17 protein-coding genes are annotated in these 20013 nt (G+C 44.9%); 11 read left to right on the top strand and 6 right to left on the bottom strand.

Annotated elements, in window-relative coordinates:
* Positions 1-6 precede the first annotated feature (6 nt).
* The 7 genes from ccmD to OC193_RS04520 all read left to right on the top strand — a co-directional run bounded on the left by ccmD (position 7) and on the right by OC193_RS04520 (position 5834).
* The gene (gene ccmD / locus OC193_RS04490) at positions 7-213 is read left to right on the top strand and encodes a heme exporter protein CcmD (RefSeq protein WP_009848525.1); all 207 of its coding nucleotides are present in this window, start codon (positions 7-9) and stop codon (positions 211-213) included.
* On the top strand, positions 210-692 hold the full coding sequence (ccmE, locus tag OC193_RS04495) for a cytochrome c maturation protein CcmE (protein WP_017064106.1): 483 nt from the start codon (positions 210-212) through the stop codon (positions 690-692). The genes ccmD and ccmE overlap by 4 nt, the downstream gene beginning before the upstream one ends.
* Positions 689-2659, top strand: coding sequence for a heme lyase CcmF/NrfE family subunit (locus tag OC193_RS04500; protein ID WP_048661502.1), 1971 nt, complete (start codon positions 689-691; stop codon positions 2657-2659). Before ccmE ends, OC193_RS04500 begins: the two co-directional genes overlap by 4 nt.
* Before the next feature lie 5 nt (positions 2660-2664).
* Positions 2665-3216: a DsbE family thiol:disulfide interchange protein gene (locus OC193_RS04505; RefSeq protein WP_048664295.1), complete on the top strand. Its 552-nt coding sequence runs from the start codon at positions 2665-2667 to the stop codon at positions 3214-3216.
* Positions 3213-3704, top strand: a complete 492-nt coding sequence (locus OC193_RS04510; RefSeq protein ID WP_048664293.1) for a cytochrome c-type biogenesis protein — start codon at positions 3213-3215, stop codon at positions 3702-3704. Before OC193_RS04505 ends, OC193_RS04510 begins: the two co-directional genes overlap by 4 nt.
* Entirely contained in the window at positions 3704-4924 is a 1221-nt protein-coding gene (ccmI, locus tag OC193_RS04515; RefSeq protein ID WP_048664291.1) for a c-type cytochrome biogenesis protein CcmI, read from the top strand. Before OC193_RS04510 ends, ccmI begins: the two co-directional genes overlap by 1 nt.
* Before the next feature lie 124 nt (positions 4925-5048).
* Positions 5049-5834 (top strand): MlaA family lipoprotein, encoded by a 786-nt coding sequence (locus tag OC193_RS04520; protein ID WP_048664289.1) that lies wholly within the window; start codon positions 5049-5051, stop codon positions 5832-5834.
* A 96-nt stretch (positions 5835-5930) separates the two neighbouring features.
* Here the strand turns inward: OC193_RS04520 and OC193_RS04525 are convergent, their stop codons facing one another.
* The 4 genes from OC193_RS04525 to OC193_RS04540 form a co-directional block, all read right to left on the bottom strand.
* Complete coding sequence (locus OC193_RS04525) at positions 5931-7226, bottom strand: outer membrane protein transport protein (RefSeq protein ID WP_048664287.1); 1296 nt, start codon at positions 7224-7226, stop codon at positions 5931-5933.
* Between the two features lie 297 nt (positions 7227-7523).
* The gene (locus OC193_RS04530; protein WP_017631749.1) at positions 7524-8774 is read right to left on the bottom strand and encodes an outer membrane protein transport protein; all 1251 of its coding nucleotides are present in this window, start codon (positions 8772-8774) and stop codon (positions 7524-7526) included.
* Positions 8775-9071: 297 nt separating this feature from the next.
* Positions 9072-9800: a DUF3379 domain-containing protein gene (locus tag OC193_RS04535; protein WP_017060647.1), complete on the bottom strand. Its 729-nt coding sequence runs from the start codon at positions 9798-9800 to the stop codon at positions 9072-9074.
* Entirely contained in the window at positions 9793-10341 is a 549-nt protein-coding gene (locus tag OC193_RS04540; RefSeq protein ID WP_017060646.1) for a sigma-70 family RNA polymerase sigma factor, read from the bottom strand. The genes OC193_RS04535 and OC193_RS04540 overlap by 8 nt, the downstream gene beginning before the upstream one ends.
* A 552-nt stretch (positions 10342-10893) precedes the next feature.
* Here OC193_RS04540 and fadI point away from each other — a divergent pair.
* Positions 10894-12201 (top strand): acetyl-CoA C-acyltransferase FadI, encoded by a 1308-nt coding sequence (fadI, locus tag OC193_RS04545; RefSeq protein ID WP_048664285.1) that lies wholly within the window; start codon positions 10894-10896, stop codon positions 12199-12201.
* Positions 12201-14417 carry a fatty acid oxidation complex subunit alpha FadJ gene (gene fadJ, locus OC193_RS04550; RefSeq protein ID WP_048664284.1) on the top strand — a complete coding sequence of 739 codons (2217 nt, stop codon included), beginning with the start codon at positions 12201-12203 and terminating at the stop codon, positions 14415-14417. Before fadI ends, fadJ begins: the two co-directional genes overlap by 1 nt.
* Before the next feature lie 337 nt (positions 14418-14754).
* On the opposite strand, the gene OC193_RS04555 is transcribed toward fadJ, so the two are convergent.
* Positions 14755-17532: an insulinase family protein gene (locus OC193_RS04555; protein WP_048664282.1), complete on the bottom strand. Its 2778-nt coding sequence runs from the start codon at positions 17530-17532 to the stop codon at positions 14755-14757.
* A 305-nt stretch (positions 17533-17837) separates the two neighbouring features.
* Between OC193_RS04555 and sixA the strand changes: the two genes are divergently transcribed.
* Positions 17838-18302, top strand: a complete 465-nt coding sequence (sixA, locus tag OC193_RS04560) for a phosphohistidine phosphatase SixA (RefSeq protein WP_048664281.1) — start codon at positions 17838-17840, stop codon at positions 18300-18302.
* Between the two features lie 107 nt (positions 18303-18409).
* On the opposite strand, the gene smrB is transcribed toward sixA, so the two are convergent.
* Positions 18410-18940 carry an endonuclease SmrB gene (gene smrB, locus OC193_RS04565; RefSeq protein WP_048664280.1) on the bottom strand — a complete coding sequence of 177 codons (531 nt, stop codon included), beginning with the start codon at positions 18938-18940 and terminating at the stop codon, positions 18410-18412.
* Between the two features lie 62 nt (positions 18941-19002).
* Between smrB and prmB the strand changes: the two genes are divergently transcribed.
* Complete coding sequence (gene prmB / locus OC193_RS04570) at positions 19003-19935, top strand: 50S ribosomal protein L3 N(5)-glutamine methyltransferase (RefSeq protein ID WP_048664279.1); 933 nt, start codon at positions 19003-19005, stop codon at positions 19933-19935.
* The last annotated feature ends 78 nt before the right edge of the window (positions 19936-20013 follow it).

A 20013-nucleotide genomic window follows, 5' to 3' on the forward strand; every position in this document is an offset into this window, starting at 1 on the left:
GTAATTATGTATTTTGAATCTTTGAGTGATTTCTTTGCCATGGGGGGCTACGCCTCATATGTATGGAGTGCATTTGGAATCACATTTCTCGCGATGATCATTTTACTGGTCGTAAGCGTTCGTCGTGGTAAGCAATTACTTAATGAAGTACAAGCTAAGATTGATCGTCAGGCTCGTATCGATGCAGCAAAAAATATGGAGAACACTCTATGAACCCAAGACGTAAAAAGAGGCTGGGCATTGTCTTAGCGATCTTTTTTGGTATCAGTGCGACTGTTGGATTGATGGTTTACGCACTTAACCAGAACATGGATCTGTTCTACACACCAACTGAGCTGGTCAACGGCAAAGATGGTAAAAAACCTGAAGTTGGTCAACGCCTACGTATTGGTGGCATGGTCGTAGTCGGCTCTGTAAGCCGTGACAATGAATCACTACGTGTAAGCTTTGATTTGCAAGATGTAGGCCCTAAAGTAACGATTCTATACGATGGCATCCTTCCTGATCTTTTCCGTGAAGGCCAAGGTATTGTTGCTCAGGGTGTGCTTAAAAATGCAACGACAATCGAAGCGTTTGAGGTGTTGGCAAAGCACGATGAAGAGTACATGCCTTCTGAAGTTGCGGAAGCAATGAAGAAAACCCATGAGCCTTTGCAATACACGACTGAACAAAAAGAAGGAAATGCTCAATGATAGCCGAGATCGGCCATTTTGCGATGATCCTGTCCTTGGGACTTGCATTGCTGCTAAGCGTGCTCCCATTGTATGGAGCCGCTCGAAATAACACATTATTGATGAACAGCGCACGACCGTTGTCGTGGGGTATGTTCGGATTCTTAGCGATTTCGTTCTTTATCTTGTGTTACGCGTTCTACACCAATGATTTTACGATTCAATACGTAGCAAGTAACTCGAATAGCCAACTGCCTTGGTACTACCGAATTACGGCGGTTTGGGGCGCTCACGAAGGTTCATTACTGCTTTGGGTTCTTATCCAAGCGGGTTGGACAGTTGCAGTAGCGACGTTTAGCCGTGGTATGCCTCAAGAGTCTGTGGCTCGCGTACTGGCTATCATGGGTTTGATTACTGTCGGCTTCTTGCTGTTCATTATCGTAACGTCTAACCCGTTCCTACGTACATTGCCTTTCTTCCCTGTAGATGGCCGCGACTTGAACCCACTACTGCAAGACCCGGGTTTGATTATTCACCCGCCAATGCTTTACATGGGTTATGTAGGTTTCTCGGTAGCGTTCTCTTTCGCCATCGCTTCTCTAATGAGTGGTCGTTTAGATACGGCATGGGCTCGTTGGTCTCGTCCTTGGACAATCGCAGCTTGGTTATTCCTAACAGTAGGTATCGCACTAGGCTCTTGGTGGGCTTACTACGAACTTGGCTGGGGTGGCTGGTGGTTCTGGGATCCAGTAGAAAACGCTTCATTCATGCCTTGGTTGGCTGGTACTGCGCTGATGCACTCACTAGCGGTAACAGAAAAGCGTGGCACATTTAAAGCTTGGACAGTATTGCTGGCTATCTCTGCATTCTCGCTAAGCTTACTAGGTACATTCTTAGTTCGTTCAGGCATCTTGGTATCGGTTCACGCGTTTGCGTCGGATCCTGCTCGCGGTATGTTTATCCTAGGTTTCCTAGTCTTCGTTATCGGTGGTTCACTGCTGTTGTTTGCTGTTAAAGGCGCATCGGTTCGTGTTCGTGGTAACTTCGATCTGGTTTCTCGTGAAAACGCACTGCTTGGCAACAACATCTTATTGATTGCAGCCCTAGTGGTTGTGTTAGTAGGTACGTTATTACCACTAGTTCATAAACAGTTAGGCTTGGGATCGGTATCTATCGGTGCTCCATTCTTTGACATGCTGTTCTTTTGGTTAATGATTCCGTTCTCGTTCTTGCTTGGTATCGGTCCTCTGATCCGCTGGAAACGTGACAACCTGTCTAAGCTTGTTAAACCAATGCTGATTTCAGGTGCATTCTCACTGGGCTTGAGTGCGCTAATGGTTGCTCTATTGGCTGACCGCTTCAGTGGTACTGCGTTTGCTGGCTGGGTAATGGCATTCTGGATCATCTTCATGCACGGCTTTGAGCTGCATGAACGTGCGACTCACCGTCATACGTTTATGAAAGGTCTAACTAAGTTGCCTCGTAGTCACTGGGCGATGGTGTGTGGTCACATCGGTTTAGCTGTGACAGTGATTGGTATCGCGATGGTGCAAAACTACAGCATCGAACGCGATGTTCGTCTGGCACCTGGTGAAAGCTACCAGCTTGAAGAATACAGCTTCCTGTTTACAGGGGTTCGTGACAAAGATGGTCCTAACTACGATGGTTACATTGCTGACTTTGAAATTACTAAAGAAGGCAAATACATCAACACGCTTCACGCTGAAAAACGTTTCTACACCACCGCTAAGTCTATGATGACGGAAGCAGCGATTGACCGTGGTGTAACGCGCGATCTTTACATCGCGATGGGTGAACGTTTAGACGACAACAAATCTTGGGCTGTACGTATCTACTACAAACCATTTGTACGTTGGATCTGGGCAGGCTCTTTGATCATGTCGATTGGTGGCGCTATTGCTATCAGTGACCGTCGTTACCGTTTCCGTAAGCCAACCAAAAAGTCGGCTGAAGAGCAGGAGGCTTAATCCGAATGAACAAGAAGATTTTATTCATTCCATTGATTGCGTTCATGGTTCTAGCTGGAATCTTTGCAACGCAATTAATGCGCAACCAGTCGGGCGATGACCCAACTAAGCTTGAATCCGTATTGATTGGTAAGCCTGTGCCTGAGTTTGACCTAGAAGATTTAGAGCAACCAGGTAAGCTGCATGATCAAGCTATCTTTAAAGGTGAGCCGTTGCTTCTTAACGTATGGGCGACTTGGTGCCCTACTTGTTATGCAGAGCACTCTTACCTGAACAAACTTGCTGGTCAAGGGGTTAAGATCATTGGTCTTAATTACAAAGATGATCGCAATAAAGCGGTTGGTTGGTTAAAAAAGCTGGGTAACCCGTACCTAATAAGCCTGTTTGATGGTAATGGCATGCTAGGTCTTGACCTCGGCGTGTATGGCGCACCTGAAACTTTCCTAATTGATGCTAACGGTGTGGTTCGTTACCGCCATGTTGGTGATGTGAACCCGACCAACTGGGCATCGACGCTTGAGCCGATGTATCAAGAGTTGTTGGAGGAATCGAAATGATTAGAAAGGCATTGATTACTCTATTTACTGCGTTCGCAATCTCAGCGACGGTTTCTGCTGCACCCATCGAATTTCATGAATTTGATACCGTAGATCAAGAGCAGCAGTTCAAAGAGCTAAGCAATACATTACGCTGCCCTAAATGTCAGAACAACACGATTGGTGATTCGAACGCTGAGTTAGCGGTCGACTTACGTCAAAAAGTGTACGAGATGACAAAAGACGGTAAGTCGAAGCAAGATATCATTGATTACATGATTGCTCGCTACGGTAACTTTGTGACTTACAATCCACCACTGACACTAGCAACATCGATCCTTTGGATTGGTCCGTTTGCGGTGGTTGTGTTTGGATTTGGTTTGATCATTTTGCGAAGCAGAAAGTCAAAATCGAAAGCGGCAGTAGAGTCAGATAAAGACTGGGATGCAGACAAAGAAGCTCGCTTAAAAGCGTTACTCGATGAAGAGAACGACGGAGATAAGAAGTAATGACTCTATTTTGGATTTCTACCATTATCCTTTCGCTAGCGGCAATTTTCTTAATTGTTCTGCCTTTCATTAACAAGAAGGCAAACAATGACGAAATGCTTCGCGACGAGTTGAACAAAGCATTCTATAAAGACCGTCTTGTCGAGTTAGAAGTAGAAGCAGAGGAAGGTCTTGTTGATAACCAACAAGAACTGATCGATGATTTGAAACAGTCTCTGCTTGATGATGTTCCTGCACAAGAAGAGATGAAGAAGACTCAAATCTCAACGGTTGGTGTGGTTGTACCGTCGATCATCCTTGTCGTCGTTGTGACTTATGGTATGTACTTTAAGTTCGGTGCGTTGGACAAAGTTCAACACTGGCAAGAAGTGAGCTCGAACCTTCCTGAATTGTCTAAAAAGTTAATGTCATCGGAAGGTGGTGCACTAACGGATGATGAGTTGGAAGATTTGACTCTAGCGCTTCGTACTCGTCTGCATTACCAACCAAAAGATTCAACAGGTTGGTTGCTACTCGGTCGTATTGCACTGGCTAACCGCGACGCTGAAACAGCAAAAGATTCTATGGAACGAGCTTACAAGCTTGAACCTAAGAATGAAGATGTTCAGTTAGGTTTCGCACAAGCACTGATGCTTTCTCCTGATGAAGCTGATCAAAACCAAGCTCGTTTGATTTTGAGCCGTTTGATTCAAAACGATTACGTTGACCTTCGTGTGTTCTCACTGCTTGCGTTTGATGCGTTTGAGCGTCAAGACTACCCAGGTGCTGTGAAGTACTGGAGCATCATGCAACAGATGATTGGTCCACAAGACAGTCGCTATGAAATGCTTTCGCGCAGTATTGAAAGTGCTCAGAAGAAAATGGGCAATGCTATGGGCGTTGACCAAGGCAAGGCAGTTGCTGTAACACTAGAGTTATCTGGCGATGTGAACGCGGACCCAAACTCAGTGTTGGTTGTTTCAGTACACAGAGCTGATGGCTCTCCAATGCCTGTTGCTGCTGCTCGTTACCCATTGGGTACTTTCCCTCGTACCGTTGTGCTTGATGATGGCAACAGCATGATGGAAGGTCAGAAGCTGTCTAGCCTCGAAACTCTGATGGTTAGAGCTAGGCTTGATACAGATGGTAACGTTTCAACTCGCGACGGTGATTGGTACGGTGAAAGTGAAGTGGTTGAATTGGGTGCCCCAGTGACCATTGATATCAATAAGCAATATTAATCATCACTTTGCATAGGTGTTAGCTATTCCGATTTGCAGATAAACGGTATAGACTTAGCCAAACAATTGAGGCCAGCGATTGCTGGCCTTTTTTATTATTTGAATTCCTTATGGAAAAGGTGATATGTCTGTCAGTGTTTTAAGACTCTCGAGTTTACTTTTTATCGCAAGCTTAACGGTTGGGTGTTCAAGTGCGCCGGACGAAAGTGTTAACGATGATAACCTCGAAACCTCTGAATACGTCGAAGAGTCCCACCCGAATGATCCTTTTGAAGGTTTCAACCGAGCGATGTGGGATATCAATTACGAATACCTAGACCCTTACTTGGTTCGCCCTGTTTCTCTCGCTTATGTTGACTACACTCCTGTACCGGTTCGTTCTGGTATCTCCAATTTTCTAGCCAACTTAGACGAGCCATCAAGCATGGTGAACAACCTCATTATGGGCAATGGCGAGAAAGCACTCGACCACTTTAACCGCTTTTGGATTAACTCGACTTTTGGTTTGTTAGGCTTAATCGATATTGCTAGCGAAGCAGGTATCACCAAATACGATGATAAGTCGTTCTCTGATGCGATTGGTCATTATGGAGTAGGGAACGGACCGTACTTCATGGTGCCGGGTTATGGCCCATTAACAACACGTGAAGTAACTGAAACCGTCGATGGTTTGTATGTACCTTTGTCTTTCTTGAACTTCTGGGCGAGTCTAGGCAAGTGGGCATTTGAGGGAATGGAAACTCGAGCTCAGTTAGTATCGCAAGAAGCCTTGTTAGATGATTCTCCGGATCCATACGCTTTAACGCGTGATGTTTATATTCAACGTCGTGACTTTAAAGCCGAGATTGAACCTGAAGAAGTTGATCTTGATGAAGAAGACTTCATTGATGGCTATTTAGAAGATTACTAAATAGAAGACCTTGAATAACAGGTAAAAGAAAGGCTCGATGTTGGAAGCAACATCGAGCCTTTTTAATGCTTATGACTTTAGATTAAGTCAAACAGATTAGAAGCGGTAGTTAGCTTGGATACCTACTAGCCAGATGCTACCTGTTACTTCACCTTCGAAGCTACCACCAAAGTAGTCAGCACCTGGCTCAAATGGCTGTAGTGTACCAAGGTCTGACTCTTGCATTCTCGCGTCTTTTGCTAGAATGTAGGTGAAGCCTGCATCTAGTGTAAGTTGCTCAGACCACTGGTAACCAGCACCGATACTTAACCAGGTGCGGTCAGTCTCAGGAATAGTTGCCGTGCGGTGCTTTTCGCTTACTGCTGAGGTGTCGTAAGCGATACCAGAACGTAGAGCCAGTTTAGGTGTCATTTGGTAAGTGGTACCAAGTGCAAAACGGTAGTTATCTTCCCAGTTTTCTTCCTTAATACCTACGCTTTTTTCTCCCGGAAAGTCTGCAACAAGTTCTTTGAAGCTGCTCCAGTTTGTCCAGTTAATGCTCGCATGCACTGCAACTTTATCAGTAAGTTGGTGGAAACTAGCAAGTTCTGCTGTTGCTGGAAGAGCAAGATCCATTGAACCGCTCTTGTGAGCCGCAGGATTTGTCGAGTTAAAACCGATGCCTTTAGCATAGCCTTCTAAAGTCAGGTCTACTTCCGATTTGTAGGTAAAGCCTAGGCGGTTATTTTCATTGATCTGCCAAGCTGTACCAACTTGCCATCCCCATGCAGTATCGTCACCTTCCATGTACTTTAAAGTGGTACCAGCTAACGGAGATTGAGGGCTAGCAATAGCACCAAAGCTACCTTCAGCCATGATATAGCGAACACCACCACCAATAGATACGCTTTCAAGTACTTGGTAAGCTGCGTTTAGGTTCAGCTCCATCGTGGTAACACTTGCTTCGTTACCATGGTTAGCACCACCAAAGTCTTTACCTAGATCTGTTTCCATACCGTAGTTAGTACCTGCAGCAAAACCTAATGCAAACTTGTCGTTGTACTTATGAGAAACATAGAAGTTTGGGATCACTGCGCTGTGAGCGAAATCACTTGAATTTGATGGAGTCGTTGAAGCACCACCAACTGAAGTAGATGTGCCGTCGATATCAATGTTTGGGTCAACATAGATAGCGCCAACAGAAACCTGAGTGCCTTCTAGGTAAGTCAGCATTGCTGGGTTACGCCATTGCGCGTCAGCACCGTCAGCCATTGCTGCTTCACCAGCATATGCACGGCCAAGACCTGTTGCCGAGTATTCTGCAAGCTGAAAACCTGCCGCTTGAGTTACGGTAGAAGTCGAAAGTAGTCCAACTGCCACTGCTGCAGATAGAAGAGTCTTATTCATTTTCATTATTATGTTCGCTGAATCATAAGTATTTAGTGGCGTGATTCTACTTTTAGAGTCATTACTTTAAAAATGAAATTCGAATAAAACAGTGTTTTAGGGATTTAATGAGCAATTGTGACTGATTATTAGGTAAATAGTCTGAATGTTTCGTCTGTGTTGCGAAATTTGAGCGTACACTTGTAGTCATATATGGCCCCTCCAGGCTACAGCTGTAAGCTTAAATTGATGTGGGTCAGTAACCTAGGCTATATAAAAGGGTCGCATAAAGCGACCCTTTGGATATTTATGACCTAGCTTATATTAGAAGCTACGGCTGTATTGTAGACCTAGAAGGATAGCATCGGCATGAGTCGTACCAGAAATAGATGAAACGGTGATTGGACCAAATTCTGTCGATTCGTTCACGTCAACATCATCACCCATCAGGTAAGTGAAACCAAAGTCGATGTTTGACTTTTCATCTAGGTGGTATGTAAAGCCTGCTGAGAACCACTGACGGTCTGAGTCAGGAACAGAGATTGAAGTTAGCTCATCCTGTGCGCTTGTGTCGTACATGTAACCTGCGCGTAATGTCCAAGTTTGGTTTAGGTAGTACGTACCACCAATAGCGTAGTGCATACCATTTTGCCATTCGTAGTCATTTAATACACCAGCATCTTTAGCTTCTAGCTTGTCAAATGAGCTCCAGCCGATCCATTGAACAGAGTAGTGTACTGCAAATTTTGTATTTTCAATGCGGTGGTAACCAGAGAACTCTAGTAGGTCTGGCAATGGCATTAACAAGGTATCGTTCTTATATTCAGTACCTGTGTAACTAATATCGCCTTTAGCTTCAAGCTCTGGAGAGTAGTGGTACGCTAAGCCGAAGCGGTTGTTTTCATCTAGTTCAAATACTGTACCTACGTTAAAGCCTAGCGCCCAACCGTCAGCATCAACATTTAAAGCATCACCTGGCTGGCCAAGAGGGTTTGGTCGCTGAAGCTCACCTTTACCGTAGATAAGGTCAAGGCCAGCACCAAAACTCCATTGTTCGTTTAGACGGTATGAACCAGCAAGACCAAAGTTAACACTTTGTACATCTGTTAGGCCACCAAACTCGTTACCTGCGTAGTCTGCAGAGAATTCAGTCTTCGTACCAAAATTTGAGTATGCGTTCACACCCCAAGCGAATTTATCGTTAACAGGCACGATCAGGTGAATGTTTGGCGCGATTGATGTGTCACCAGCATCATCGTAATTAGCTGAGGGTGCATTAGGGTTTGCGGTAATACCACCTGGGTAGTATTTCGCATCTTTAACTTCGATCATCGAAGTGATGCTTTCAAAACCAAGAGAAAGTTCAACACTATCAAATAGTGCCATTGCTGCAGGGTTACGTGCCATTACTGACGCGTTATCTGCGATAACTGCATCACCAGCGAAAGCACGGCCGATGCCGGTTGCTGATTGTGCGTTAAGTTGGAAACCTGCTGCCATCGCTTGCGAAGACGCCAGTGTAATTGTTACTGCTAAAAGAGACTTTTTAAACAGACGCGTGTTGTTGGTAGTCATTCATTTATTCCTTTATATATCCGCCTCTACAGGGCGATTAATTTGAGCAATTGCTCAATGGTGGCTGATCCTATTCGGAAGTATACGATATACAAATCCGACCATTGAGAAATTTGAGTGGAAAATTATGGAAATGACGCCTATCTGGCACGAAAATGGTGCGAAATGCTATTTTTTAGAGTTTTAACTCTAGAGCTATTGGTTTTGTGAATGGTTTGGTGGGTTATTTATAAACAAAGCCCAGCAATATCAGTGATATAATTGCTGGGCCTTTTATGACGGGGCTTTAAGAGCGAATTAGCTCATCGGTTTGATCATTTTTGTCAGCTTTTCGGCGATTTTGGAAACATCCTCACCATTTTCACCAACAAGGATTAAGCTGCTGCCATCTACGGGTGTTACCGAGCCGGACATGCCTTTTTCATCAAAGTCGATAGGTTTGTCTGTCGGAATACCGGTTAAAAACAACGTTACTTTGCCTTTTGCGCCTTGGAAGACCATATGCACTGCGTTGGATTTACCAAAGCCACAGTGGTTTAGGTAATAGACGTGGTAAGGGAAAGCATCATCAAACTGAAAAGCAAATGGGTTCATTTTTGCGTTGATTTGCTGCGATGTGACCTGTTCATCGATGGAACTAACAAAACTCTTTTCATCAACAACATGCTTCATCGCTGTATCAACCAAACTAGCTTGAGCTGGTGAAACGAATGCGTTGCCCCAATTTACTTGGCCAACTAATAAGCCTGCAACGAATGCTACCGAGGCAGCCATTGCCATTGCTCTTCTCGCAAACGTAGGTCTTACCACTTTGCTTTCTTCGCTTGAGGTCTGATTGAACAGAATGCGATCAGCAAGATCGTCTGGCACATCCACATTCATCGCAGAGTGGATCTGTTTATCTAGCGCTAATACATCGTCTAAGAAATTACTATTGGCTTCGCTATTGGCGGTTGCATCAACAATATCTTGTGTACGTTGTTTAGGTTCCGACAATACACGACGACGAAATTCCAAATCATCCATTATGTTGCCCCCTCTCTGCCTCTTCTGTATCCAACAGCTCTTTCAACTGATTTCGAGCTCTGAATAAACGTGTCATCACCGTGTTTTTGTTGAGATCGAGAATATCGGCAATCTCATCACCACTAAAACCACCAATCACTTGCAAGAAGAGCGGTTCACGGTAATCGATTTCAAGTTTCATGATCTGCGCTTGCAACCACTGATGCTGATGGTGCGGGTCATCGCTGACACTAGCATCATTACCGTGATCGTCGATATCAACCAGATCAAACTGTTTGCGTTCAAATCGTCGAGCGTTCTCGCGTCTCAAGATAGTAATCAGCCAAGATTTAGCGGCTTTTTCATCTTGAAGGCTATCGAGTGACTTCCATGCACGAAGGCAAGTTTCTTGAACTAAGTCTTCGGCAATGCTTTTGTCTTTGCATAACCAATAGGCGTAGCGAAAGAGGTCACGATGATAGGCACGCACGAGTGCTTCGTATTTTCTTTGTTTGTCCATATCAGAGTTGACCGGACGCTTGGCTGTTTTCTTTCCAAACATTTTTATTATTGACACACGAGCCTCCATAATTGCTCTGCGTATAGCTGTCCTCTATACGTTGTGCTTTGTTTTTATATTTTTAGAGCTAACGATCGGCAGGAAATCGTAAAATCACATTAAAATTGATCTACTTCAAAATCTAAGGCCTCGAACAAGCTATAGTACACCTTGTCGTCTAGTTAGTCATTCGTGGCTAGCATGTTGAGCAAGACGACACTTCCTTTTGAAGGCTGACTTTACTTTCTCCTAATCAGGAAACTGATTATTTCAATTGGCGCTAAGTTAATTGCTTTATATACATTCCGACCACACAGCTTTGTGTGGTTTTTTTTTACCTCAAGAAAACCATTCCCTACAAAGCGATAACAGTATTTACTTACAATAGTTTAGTCTCTTACGACAACCTTTCCCCCAAAAAGGTTCGCCTGAATGTGCAGTTATATTTTCAAACAGTGAGATACTCGTATCACGTTTATTTAAACGCTCGTTTGATTTAATTAACAACTTCTTTACAATACTTCAGGTCAGACCTCTTAACTTTAAGGAGAAACCATGGGCAAACAGGAAGTCAAAACGCGTTCTGGAGAACGTGTTGCCGTTGTCGCTGGATTACGAACCCCATTCGCTCGTCAGAGCACAGAATTTAGCCAAGTGCCTGCGGTTGACCTAGGCAAAATGGTTGTGAGCGAAATGCTTGCAAGAACGGATGTCGATCCTGCGCTTATCGAACAAGTTGTGTTCGGCCAAGTCGTGCAAATGCCAGAAGCGCCGAACATTGCGCGTGAAATCGTGTTGGGTACCGGTATGGATATCAATACCGATGCCTACAGTGTCACACGAGCATGTGCGACCAGCTTCCAAGCGGCAGTTAACGTGACCGAAAGCATTATGGCTGGCACGATTGATGTCGGTATTGCGGGCGGAGCGGACTCTTCTTCTGTATTGCCTATCGGTGTTTCGAAAAAGTTAGCGGCAAATCTATTAGCGCTGAGTAAAACGAAAACTATGGGTCAAAAGCTGAAGATTCTTAAAACGCTTTCAGTAAAAGATTTGATGCCAGTGCCGCCTGCTGTTGCAGAGTACTCGACCGGTTTATCCATGGGACAAACGGCTGAGCAGATGGCGAAGACACATGGTATTACTCGCGAAGCTCAAGACGCACTTGCTCACCGTTCTCACTCTTTGGCTTCTCAAGCATGGAAAGAAGGCAAGATCAAAGACGAAGTGATGACAGCATTCCCGGCACCTTACAAAAAGTACCTAGCGGAAGACAACAACATTCGCCACGACTCAACAGTTGAAGGCTACGCTAAGCTGCGCCCTGCTTTTGACAGAAAGTACGGCAGTGTAACGGCAGCCAATGCTACGCCCCTTACCGATGGCGGCGCAGCAGTGATGTTGATGCGCGAAGGCAAAGCGGAAGAGCTAGGCTTAGAAGTGCTTGGCTATATTCGTGGCTACGCATTCTCAGCGATTGGTGTTGAAACGGATATGTTGATGGGGCCGACTTATGCGACCTCTCAAGTATTGAAGAACACGGGTCTAGAGTTGTCAGACCTAACACTGATCGAGATGCATGAAGCGTTTGCCGCGCAAGTTCTTGCGAATGTAAAAATGTTTGCGAGCGATGAGTTTGCTCAGAAGAATCTTGGCCGTGACAAAGCGATCGGTGAGATTGATATGGAGAAGTTCAACGTGCTGGGTAGCTCAATTGCTTACGGACACCCGTTTGCGGCAACTGGTGCGCGAATGATGACTCAAACATTACGTGAACTGAAACGTCGCGGTGGCGGCTTGGCACTTAACACAGCGTGTGCGGCTGGTGGTTTAGGTGCAGCAATGATCTTGGAGGTAGAATAATGTCTACGACTCTTGATGCAACAACAGAAAAAGAAACAGTCGCTCAACCAGATTCAACGTCTGCGACTGAATCAACCCAAAAGAAAACGACAGCATTTTCTCTTAACATCGATGACCAAGATATTGCTTGGTTGGCGATTGATGTGCCAAACGAGAAAATGAACACGCTACAAGCGGCTTTTGCTGAAGAAATGAAAGCGATCTTCGAGCAACTCAAAGAAAAGCAGAGCCGAGTTAAGGGCTTAATCGTTCATTCTCTTAAGCCAGATAACTTTATCGCTGGCGCTGATGTAAGAATGCTGGATGCTTGTAAAACCGCTGATGAAGCGCAGTCTTTAGCTCGCCAAGGTCAAGAGATGTTCCAAGCATTATCTGATCTTCCATACCCAGTTGTTGCTGCGATTCATGGCCCATGTCTTGGTGGCGGTTTAGAGCTCGCATTAGCGTGTGACTACCGTGTGTGTACCGATTCAGATAAGACGCGTCTTGGTCTACCTGAAGTGCAACTAGGTTTGCTACCAGGTTCTGGTGGTACGCAGCGTCTTCCTCGTTTGATTGGTTTGCTACCGTCACTCGATCTAATCCTAACGGGCAAGCAACTGCGCGCTAAGAAAGCGAAATCACTTGGTGTTGTGGATGCTTGTGTCCCTGATACCATTTTGCTTGAAGTAGCAAAAAGCTTTGTTGAAAAGAATACGGGCAGTAAAAAAGGTAAGCGTCTGGCGTCGAAAAGCCAAGCGTCGACTAAAGAAAAGCTGATTTCACGCACGGGTCTTGGTCGCAAAGTGATTTTTGAACAGGCTTCAAAGAAGACGAATCAGAAAACACGCGGAAATTACCCAGCAGCAGATGCGATTCTAGACGTCATTCGTTATGGCCTAGAGAACGGCTTTGATAAAGGCCTTCAGTACGAAGCGAAGCGTTTCTCTGAACTAGTGATGACCTCTGAGTCAAAAGCCCTTCGTTCGATTTTCTTTGCAACCACCGAAATGAAAAAAGAACATGGCGCAGACGCAGATCCAAAGGCAGTTAAGCGTGTTGGTGTACTGGGTGGCGGCCTTATGGGCGCAGGTATTAGTCATGTAAGCGTTGCAAAAGCGAAAGTACCGGTTCGTATTAAAGATGTATCAAATGAAGGCGTTCTGAACGCGCTGAACTACAACTTCAAGTTGTTCGATAAGCAGCGTAAGCGTCGTATTCTGAGCCGAGCTGGTTTAGAAAGTAAGATGCTTCAGCTTTCTGGTGGTATCGACTTTACAAGCTTTAACCACACCGATGTGGTGATTGAAGCGGTATTTGAAGATCTCGACCTTAAGCAATCAATGGTTGCGGACATCGAAGCCAATGCCAAGCCAGAGACGATCTTCGCGACCAACACATCTTCGCTACCAATCCATAAGATTGCGGAGAAGGCGCAGCGACCAGAAAATGTGGTCGGTCTTCACTACTTCAGTCCTGCTGAGAAAATGCCACTGGTTGAGGTTATTCCTCATGAGACAACCTCAGAAGAGACGATTTCAACGGTTGTAGCATTAGCGAAGAAGCAAGGCAAAACGCCGATTGTTGTTAAAGATACGGCAGGTTTCTATGTGAACCGTATTCTTGCTCCTTACATGAATGAAGCCGCACATCTGCTATTGGCAAATGAGCCGATTGAAAAGCTCGACAGCACGTTATTGGACTTCGGTTTCCCGGTCGGCCCAATTACATTATTAGATGAGGTAGGTGTGGATATCGGCGCGAAGATTATTCCTATTCTAGTGAATGAACTTGGCGATCGTTTCCAAGGCCCAGACGTGTTCGATATTCTTTTGAATGACAACCGTAAAGGTCGTAAGAGTGGTAAAGGTTTCTACACCTACAAGGGTAAAAAGAAGGAAGTCGACAAGTCAGTTTACAAGCTGCTTAAGCTGCAACCTGAACCTAAGCTAAGTGATAACGATATCGCAATGCGTTGTGTGTTACCGATGCTAAACGAAGCGGTTCGTTGTCTAGACGATGGCATTATCCGTAGTCCTCGTGATGGCGATATTGGTGCTATTTTCGGTATCGGTTTCCCTCCATTCTTAGGAGGTCCGTTCCGTTACATGGACCAAATCGGTATTAAGTCACTGGTTGAGATGATGAACGATTTTGCTGTGAAGTACGGTGATCGTTTCGCGCCATGTGATGGCCTACTGACGCGTGCTGGTTTGGATGAGTCTTTTTATAAGTAACTCCCTAGTAAGTTAAATATTGAGCCCGTATCAAGCAATTGATGCGGGCTTTTTGTTTTATTCTCGGTAATAGCAGGGGGTTGGTGTGTTTTGCCAGATATTATCGGTGTGTCGGGAGATTCCTAACTCGGTCGTTCCTCCCTCTTGGGAATGACGAAAGGCAGGTGCAAGTAAGCTATTAGTGTTAATAGGGAAATTGTGGCTAAATGCATTGCAATTGAAACTATCGTCATCTCCTAAAGCGACGAAGGAGCGTAATAGGAGATCTGCTTTTATGTTCGACCAATAAAAAAGGTTGATGCTTTCACATCAACCTTTGATTTCTAAAACACTCTTATCAACCAAGCTCAGTATCTTTCGGGCGCAACTGAAACTCATCAATAGAGCCAATCTCCACCCCTGCCGACAACTTCTCTTCCTCATGATGGGCATTACCGTGCGCATGCATAATCAGACGATTTGCGGTGCGTGGTTTTAGTTGGCTCACCACAAAACGCATCATGTCTGAACGAGTTAACCCTTTAAGATCTTCCAACACACGCTCTCTCTGATTGAATTCCAAGTCCTTATTGCCTATCGCAACCCATAAGCGTTGAGCTCGTCCTCGCAAAGTCGTATCTGGTGTCGAAATCTGATTCCAGAGACCGCGTTTACTGCTGTGCCATTGGTAGTCGTTAAGCTCTAACAACACCATATAAAAGGCATTGAGGAACTCGTCTATCGAGGCTAATAAGTCTGCTGGAGCAGCATTAGGTGATTGTACATACAATACAATACCTGGGTGTCGGTTGAGCGGCATGTTGCCTGTGCCGACCATGTAACCTAGCTGCTGCTTGGTACGGATCTCATGGAAGAAGGTGGCTGACATCAAATGGTTCGCCAATGAATACAGCGCAATGTTTTTAGGAGAAATATCAGCGCACTGGTAATAAACCACGATTGCCGAATCATCTTGGTTACACACCACTTCACGCTGGAAGCTGCCGTTTTCACCTAGCATAATTAACGGGCGCAATGACTCTTCGTAGGCTTGGTCTTGAACACGTAGGGCATCTTTTAGCGTTTCCGCCATTTTATGTGCGTCGGCTTTTTTCCAGTCGCCATACACAAACATTTCTACGTGCAGTTCAGCCAAGATTGCTTGAACAAAAGAAGAGAGTTCATCGACCTCTATCGTTTCCAGCGCTTCAATTAATACAGAATAGGGCGGGTTATTTGGCTGAAGTATCCCTGTCATCGCATTAAACAGCTGCGAAATAGGGCGATCTTGCGACGCGTTATTCCAGTTTCTGAGTAATTGATGCTTAATCGTTTCGAAGCGTGCTGGACTAAAGTCGCGTGCTTGGAACCGTTCAAGAATCATATTGAGTAGTTGTGGCTGTTTCTCGCTAAATCCAGACAGAGTGAGAGTTACCCCGCCTTGATGGGTATACATGTTGTAACCCATACCGGCGATTTCAGCCTGATAGGTATCTTTTTCCAGAGAGTCTAGGAACATCTCTACACACAAGCGTGTTTTTACGATATTTCTCGGGCTGGCGACTGAGTGCGGGCTGTCGATAGCGACATATACCACACCTTTAGGTACTCGAAATTGATGGTCTTGCAGGTGCCATAGCTTAAAGCCGTCGAGCTCTTCTAAAAGTTGTGGGTATTTAGCATCACCTTCGAGCTCAGTTGGGTCTAGATCGTAGCAAATAAATGGGTTCTTACTTGGGAGCTCAAACTGCCAACCGGGGTTAATGCACGTAAAGCATTGAACTTGTTCTGCGCTAAAAGGCGTGACTGAGTAGGGCGTAAAATACCATTTTGCTTCTCTGTCATACTCGAAACCTTGAGCAACAATGGTTGCACGCATATTGTCGACGTTTAAATAAGGAAGCAAAGAACGTTGTAATTCGTCATCGAAATGCGACATTTTGTAATCGCCATACACTACATCTTGTTCTTGGTAGTGTTGCATGTTGATAACAAGGTGGCTGACGACATCAAGCGGCTTTGCTGGCTCTTGAAAGCGGAAAGCTGACTCTAAAACGGCACGTTTTTCTAGGTAACGCCACTCTTCTATGCCTTGTTGTTCTACTAATTTGATGTACTGAAATATCGCTTGGATGATGTTATCGGTTTTGGTTAAACCTTCGATGGTCAATGAGCAGCTGACCGTGAAATCACGGTAGTTACTGCCGCTCGCCCCACCACCCGCAGAGAGGGATGTTATCCAACCTTTCTCTTTGAGTTGCATCATCAAGCTACCTTCTCCTTCGTAACCCAATAGGTGTGCGAAGAATGACAGTGGTTTAACACCGTAGTGTTCGTCCATGCTTGGCATCGGGAAGGTTAAGATAAGTTTTCGCACTTCTTTAATCGGCTCAACACGGACTTGAACGCCCGTGCTTAACTCGCCGATAATCGGTACTTCAACCTTCTTGCCTTGCAGGTTGTGATTGGTAATCGAGCTAAAGCGATCCTCAACCCAGCCTTGCATCTCATCTAAGGATTGATTGCCAGACAGAGTCAGCGTCATCAGGTCTGCAGAATATTGTTGCTGGTGGAACGATAAGATCTCTTGTCGAATCGTCTCGCCGTTTCTGTCGCCCAACGTATCGATATTACCGACAGAAAACTTCGAGAATGGGTGATTGTGATTCACCAGTTCTTTGGTAACTTGGTACAGGCGTCGCGAATCGTCGTTGAGTTTCATCTTGTATTCGGAATCAACGGCTTGGCGTTCTTTATCTAATGCTTCTTCGTTGAACAGCGGAGCGGTAAAAAATTGGCTAAAGCGATCGAGTGCGGTTTCAAAGGCATTCAATTCAACATCAAAAAAGAAGCAGGTATGTTCAGTTCCTGTCCAAGCATTGTTGCTGCCGCCATGTTGGCTGATAAAACTTTGGAACTCTCCGACCTTTGGATACTTTTCAGTTCCTAAAAATAGCATATGCTCTAAGTAGTGAGCTAAACCCTCTCGGTCTATAGGGTCATCAAAATGCCCCACATTGACGGCTAATGCGGCTGCTGCTTTTTGAGCATTTTGGTCCTGAACTAACAGTACACGTAACCCGTTATTTAAGGTTATGTAGCGGTATTGATGTTCATCATTTGGGCTTAAGTGCACAGGAGCATCTCCAGAGAAGGTGGTTTTTAAATTATGTACCCGATGATTCGGCGTGCAAACCTTGTGATCATATTTTGGGATATGAAGTGCTTTTTGGTGATTTCTAAATCACTTTTATCGATTTTTATCAGTAATTTATTTTCTTTTAACAAGATTGTTAAGAAAGTCGAACTCTTTAGCAAGTGACTTGATATAATTATTTATATAGACTGCGGCTCCCTCTGGATTGAGGGCCAAACGCTAAGTAGCGTATCGCTGATATGGGATATATCGACTTTCGAAATGTTACGTAGACAGGACTGAACATGAAAATATTCATAATGCGCCACGGTGAAGCAGAACATTTTGCTAACTCGGATGCAGAACGAGCGTTAACTAAGCGCGGTAAGATGGCGTCTCTTGCGGTGGCTCAAGCTGCAAACGAGCAGGGCATCAGCCAGTTCGATAAAGTACTTGTGAGCCCATATTTGAGGGCACAAGAAACGTGGTTAGAGATCTCTCAGGTGTTTTCTGGAAAGAAAGTAGAAACCTGTGATGATATTACGCCTTATGGAATGTCCGACGATGTGTTTGATTTGACCGTGGCAATGGCTGAAGTAGAAAAACTAGAGACCATTTTATTTGTTTCTCATTTACCTCTAGTGGGCTACCTAACAGCAGAGTTTGCAACAGGCATGGCACCGCCTATGTTTCCAACTTCTGGCTTAGCGTGTATCGACTTCAATCTTGAGACACAAAAAGGCGAGTTACTTTGGAACATCAATCCATAGTCGACGCTTAATCTAAGTTGTCTCTCGTAAGCAAAATGAAAAGGGCACCTCAAATATTTGAGATGCCCTTTGTTGTTTTTGACGTCGAGCGGATTCGAAAACCAGAATTATTTCTCAGGGATCGATAACAGAACCAATAGTGCGCCATTGCCGCCGAACTCTAACGGCGCTTGGTGGAAAGCCATCACATCAGGGTGTTGTGCTAGCCACAACGGTACTTTCTGCTTAAGGATGTGTTTGCCAATGCCGTGTTGAACGCAGGCACACGCCACGCCTTCTTTAATGCAGTGCGCAATCATAGCGCCAAGCTCACGTTTGGCTTCTTGCTGAGTCATACCATGCATATCGAGATACACGTCTGGTACGTAGACACCACGACGCAGGCGCTTTACCTCATATTTAGATACATCATCACGCGCATAACGTGTTGGGCCGTCTTCGCTAAGGTGCGGAATGAACTCATCCGAGAAATAAAACTCGCTATCACTGGCTTGTCTTGCCGTTCGAGTAATTTCTTTTTGCTTGGCATTTCTTTTTGGCTGCTGGACTATGGTATCCTGTTGCAACTTTTTAACGCCCTTTACTGCATCGTTGAACAGGGCGAAATCGTCATCGAAGTCGGTGTCTTTTTTGCTCATCAGGTTATGAATTCTAATTAGAAACGTAATTAGCAGTATTGTAGCGCTTTTCGGAGACAATTTTGGATAAGATTTTTGTAGAAGAAGCGGTATCAGAACTACACACGCTTCAAGATGTGATTCGTTGGACTGTTAGCCGCTTTAACGCAGCTGGCCTATTTTATGGTCACGGCACTGATAACGCGTGGGATGAGGCAGTACAACTTATCTTACCTACTCTTTATCTGCCGATTGATGTTCCTTCGCATGTAATGAACTCTCGTCTAACGAGCAGCGAACGTCTGCGTATCGTTGAGCGTGTGATCAAGCGTATTAATGATCGTACACCAACGGCTTACCTGACGAACAAAGCTTGGTTCTGTGGCCTTGAGTTCTTCGTTGATGAGCGCGTACTTGTGCCTCGTTCTCCAATTGGTGAGCTAATCGAAGCTCAATTCCAACCTTGGTTAACTGAAGAGCCAGTTCGTATCATGGATATGTGTACGGGTAGCGGTTGTATTGCTATCGCTTGTGCGCACGCATTCCCAGATGCTGAAGTAGACGCGATTGATATCTCTACTGACGCACTTAAAGTTGCTGAGCAGAACGTTCAAGATCACGGCATGGAGCAACAAGTGTTCCCAATCCGTTCAGATCTTTTCCGTGATCTGCCGAAAGAGAAATACAACCTGATCGTATCTAACCCGCCTTACGTGGACGAAGAAGATATGAACAGCCTGCCAGATGAGTTTACTCATGAGCCAGAACTTGGCCTAGCAGCAGGTACTGACGGTCTGAAATTGGTTCGCCGTATCCTAGCTAACGCACCAGACTACCTAACTGATGATGGTATTCTGATCTGTGAAGTGGGTAACTCAATGGTTCATATGATGGATCAGTACCCTGAGATTCCATTCACTTGGATTGAATTCTCTAACGGTGGTCATGGCGTATTCATGATCACTCGTGAGCAACTTGTTGCTTGCGCTGATGAGTTCTCTATTTACAAAGACTAGGTTTCAATTATTAGGTTAGTGCCCCTATCTTAGGGCTGTAAGCTTAGAACCTGAAACTGAATAAGACGTTCGATTTGA

Origin of the sequence: Vibrio crassostreae, assembly GCF_024347415.1 — a bacterium.
GTDB classification, from domain to species: domain Bacteria; phylum Pseudomonadota; class Gammaproteobacteria; order Enterobacterales; family Vibrionaceae; genus Vibrio; species Vibrio crassostreae.

Bases quoted from the DNA above. Each gene is read 5' to 3' on its own strand.
- ccmD (WP_009848525.1), top strand. From the start codon at position 7: ATGTATTTTGAATCTTTGAGTGATTTCTTTGCCATGGGGGGCTACGCC.
- ccmE (WP_017064106.1), top strand. From the start codon at position 210: ATGAACCCAAGACGTAAAAAGAGGCTGGGCATTGTCTTAGCGATCTTT.
- OC193_RS04500 (WP_048661502.1), top strand. From the start codon at position 689: ATGATAGCCGAGATCGGCCATTTTGCGATGATCCTGTCCTTGGGACTT.
- OC193_RS04505 (WP_048664295.1), top strand. From the start codon at position 2,665: ATGAACAAGAAGATTTTATTCATTCCATTGATTGCGTTCATGGTTCTA.
- OC193_RS04510 (WP_048664293.1), top strand. From the start codon at position 3,213: ATGATTAGAAAGGCATTGATTACTCTATTTACTGCGTTCGCAATCTCA.
- ccmI (WP_048664291.1), top strand. From the start codon at position 3,704: ATGACTCTATTTTGGATTTCTACCATTATCCTTTCGCTAGCGGCAATT.
- OC193_RS04520 (WP_048664289.1), top strand. From the start codon at position 5,049: ATGTCTGTCAGTGTTTTAAGACTCTCGAGTTTACTTTTTATCGCAAGC.
- OC193_RS04525 (WP_048664287.1), bottom strand. From the start codon at position 7,226: ATGAAAATGAATAAGACTCTTCTATCTGCAGCAGTGGCAGTTGGACTA.
- OC193_RS04530 (WP_017631749.1), bottom strand. From the start codon at position 8,774: ATGACTACCAACAACACGCGTCTGTTTAAAAAGTCTCTTTTAGCAGTA.
- OC193_RS04535 (WP_017060647.1), bottom strand. From the start codon at position 9,800: ATGGATGATTTGGAATTTCGTCGTCGTGTATTGTCGGAACCTAAACAA.
- OC193_RS04540 (WP_017060646.1), bottom strand. From the start codon at position 10,341: ATGTTTGGAAAGAAAACAGCCAAGCGTCCGGTCAACTCTGATATGGAC.
- fadI (WP_048664285.1), top strand. From the start codon at position 10,894: ATGGGCAAACAGGAAGTCAAAACGCGTTCTGGAGAACGTGTTGCCGTT.
- fadJ (WP_048664284.1), top strand. From the start codon at position 12,201: ATGTCTACGACTCTTGATGCAACAACAGAAAAAGAAACAGTCGCTCAA.
- sixA (WP_048664281.1), top strand. From the start codon at position 17,838: ATGAAAATATTCATAATGCGCCACGGTGAAGCAGAACATTTTGCTAAC.
- smrB (WP_048664280.1), bottom strand. From the start codon at position 18,940: ATGAGCAAAAAAGACACCGACTTCGATGACGATTTCGCCCTGTTCAAC.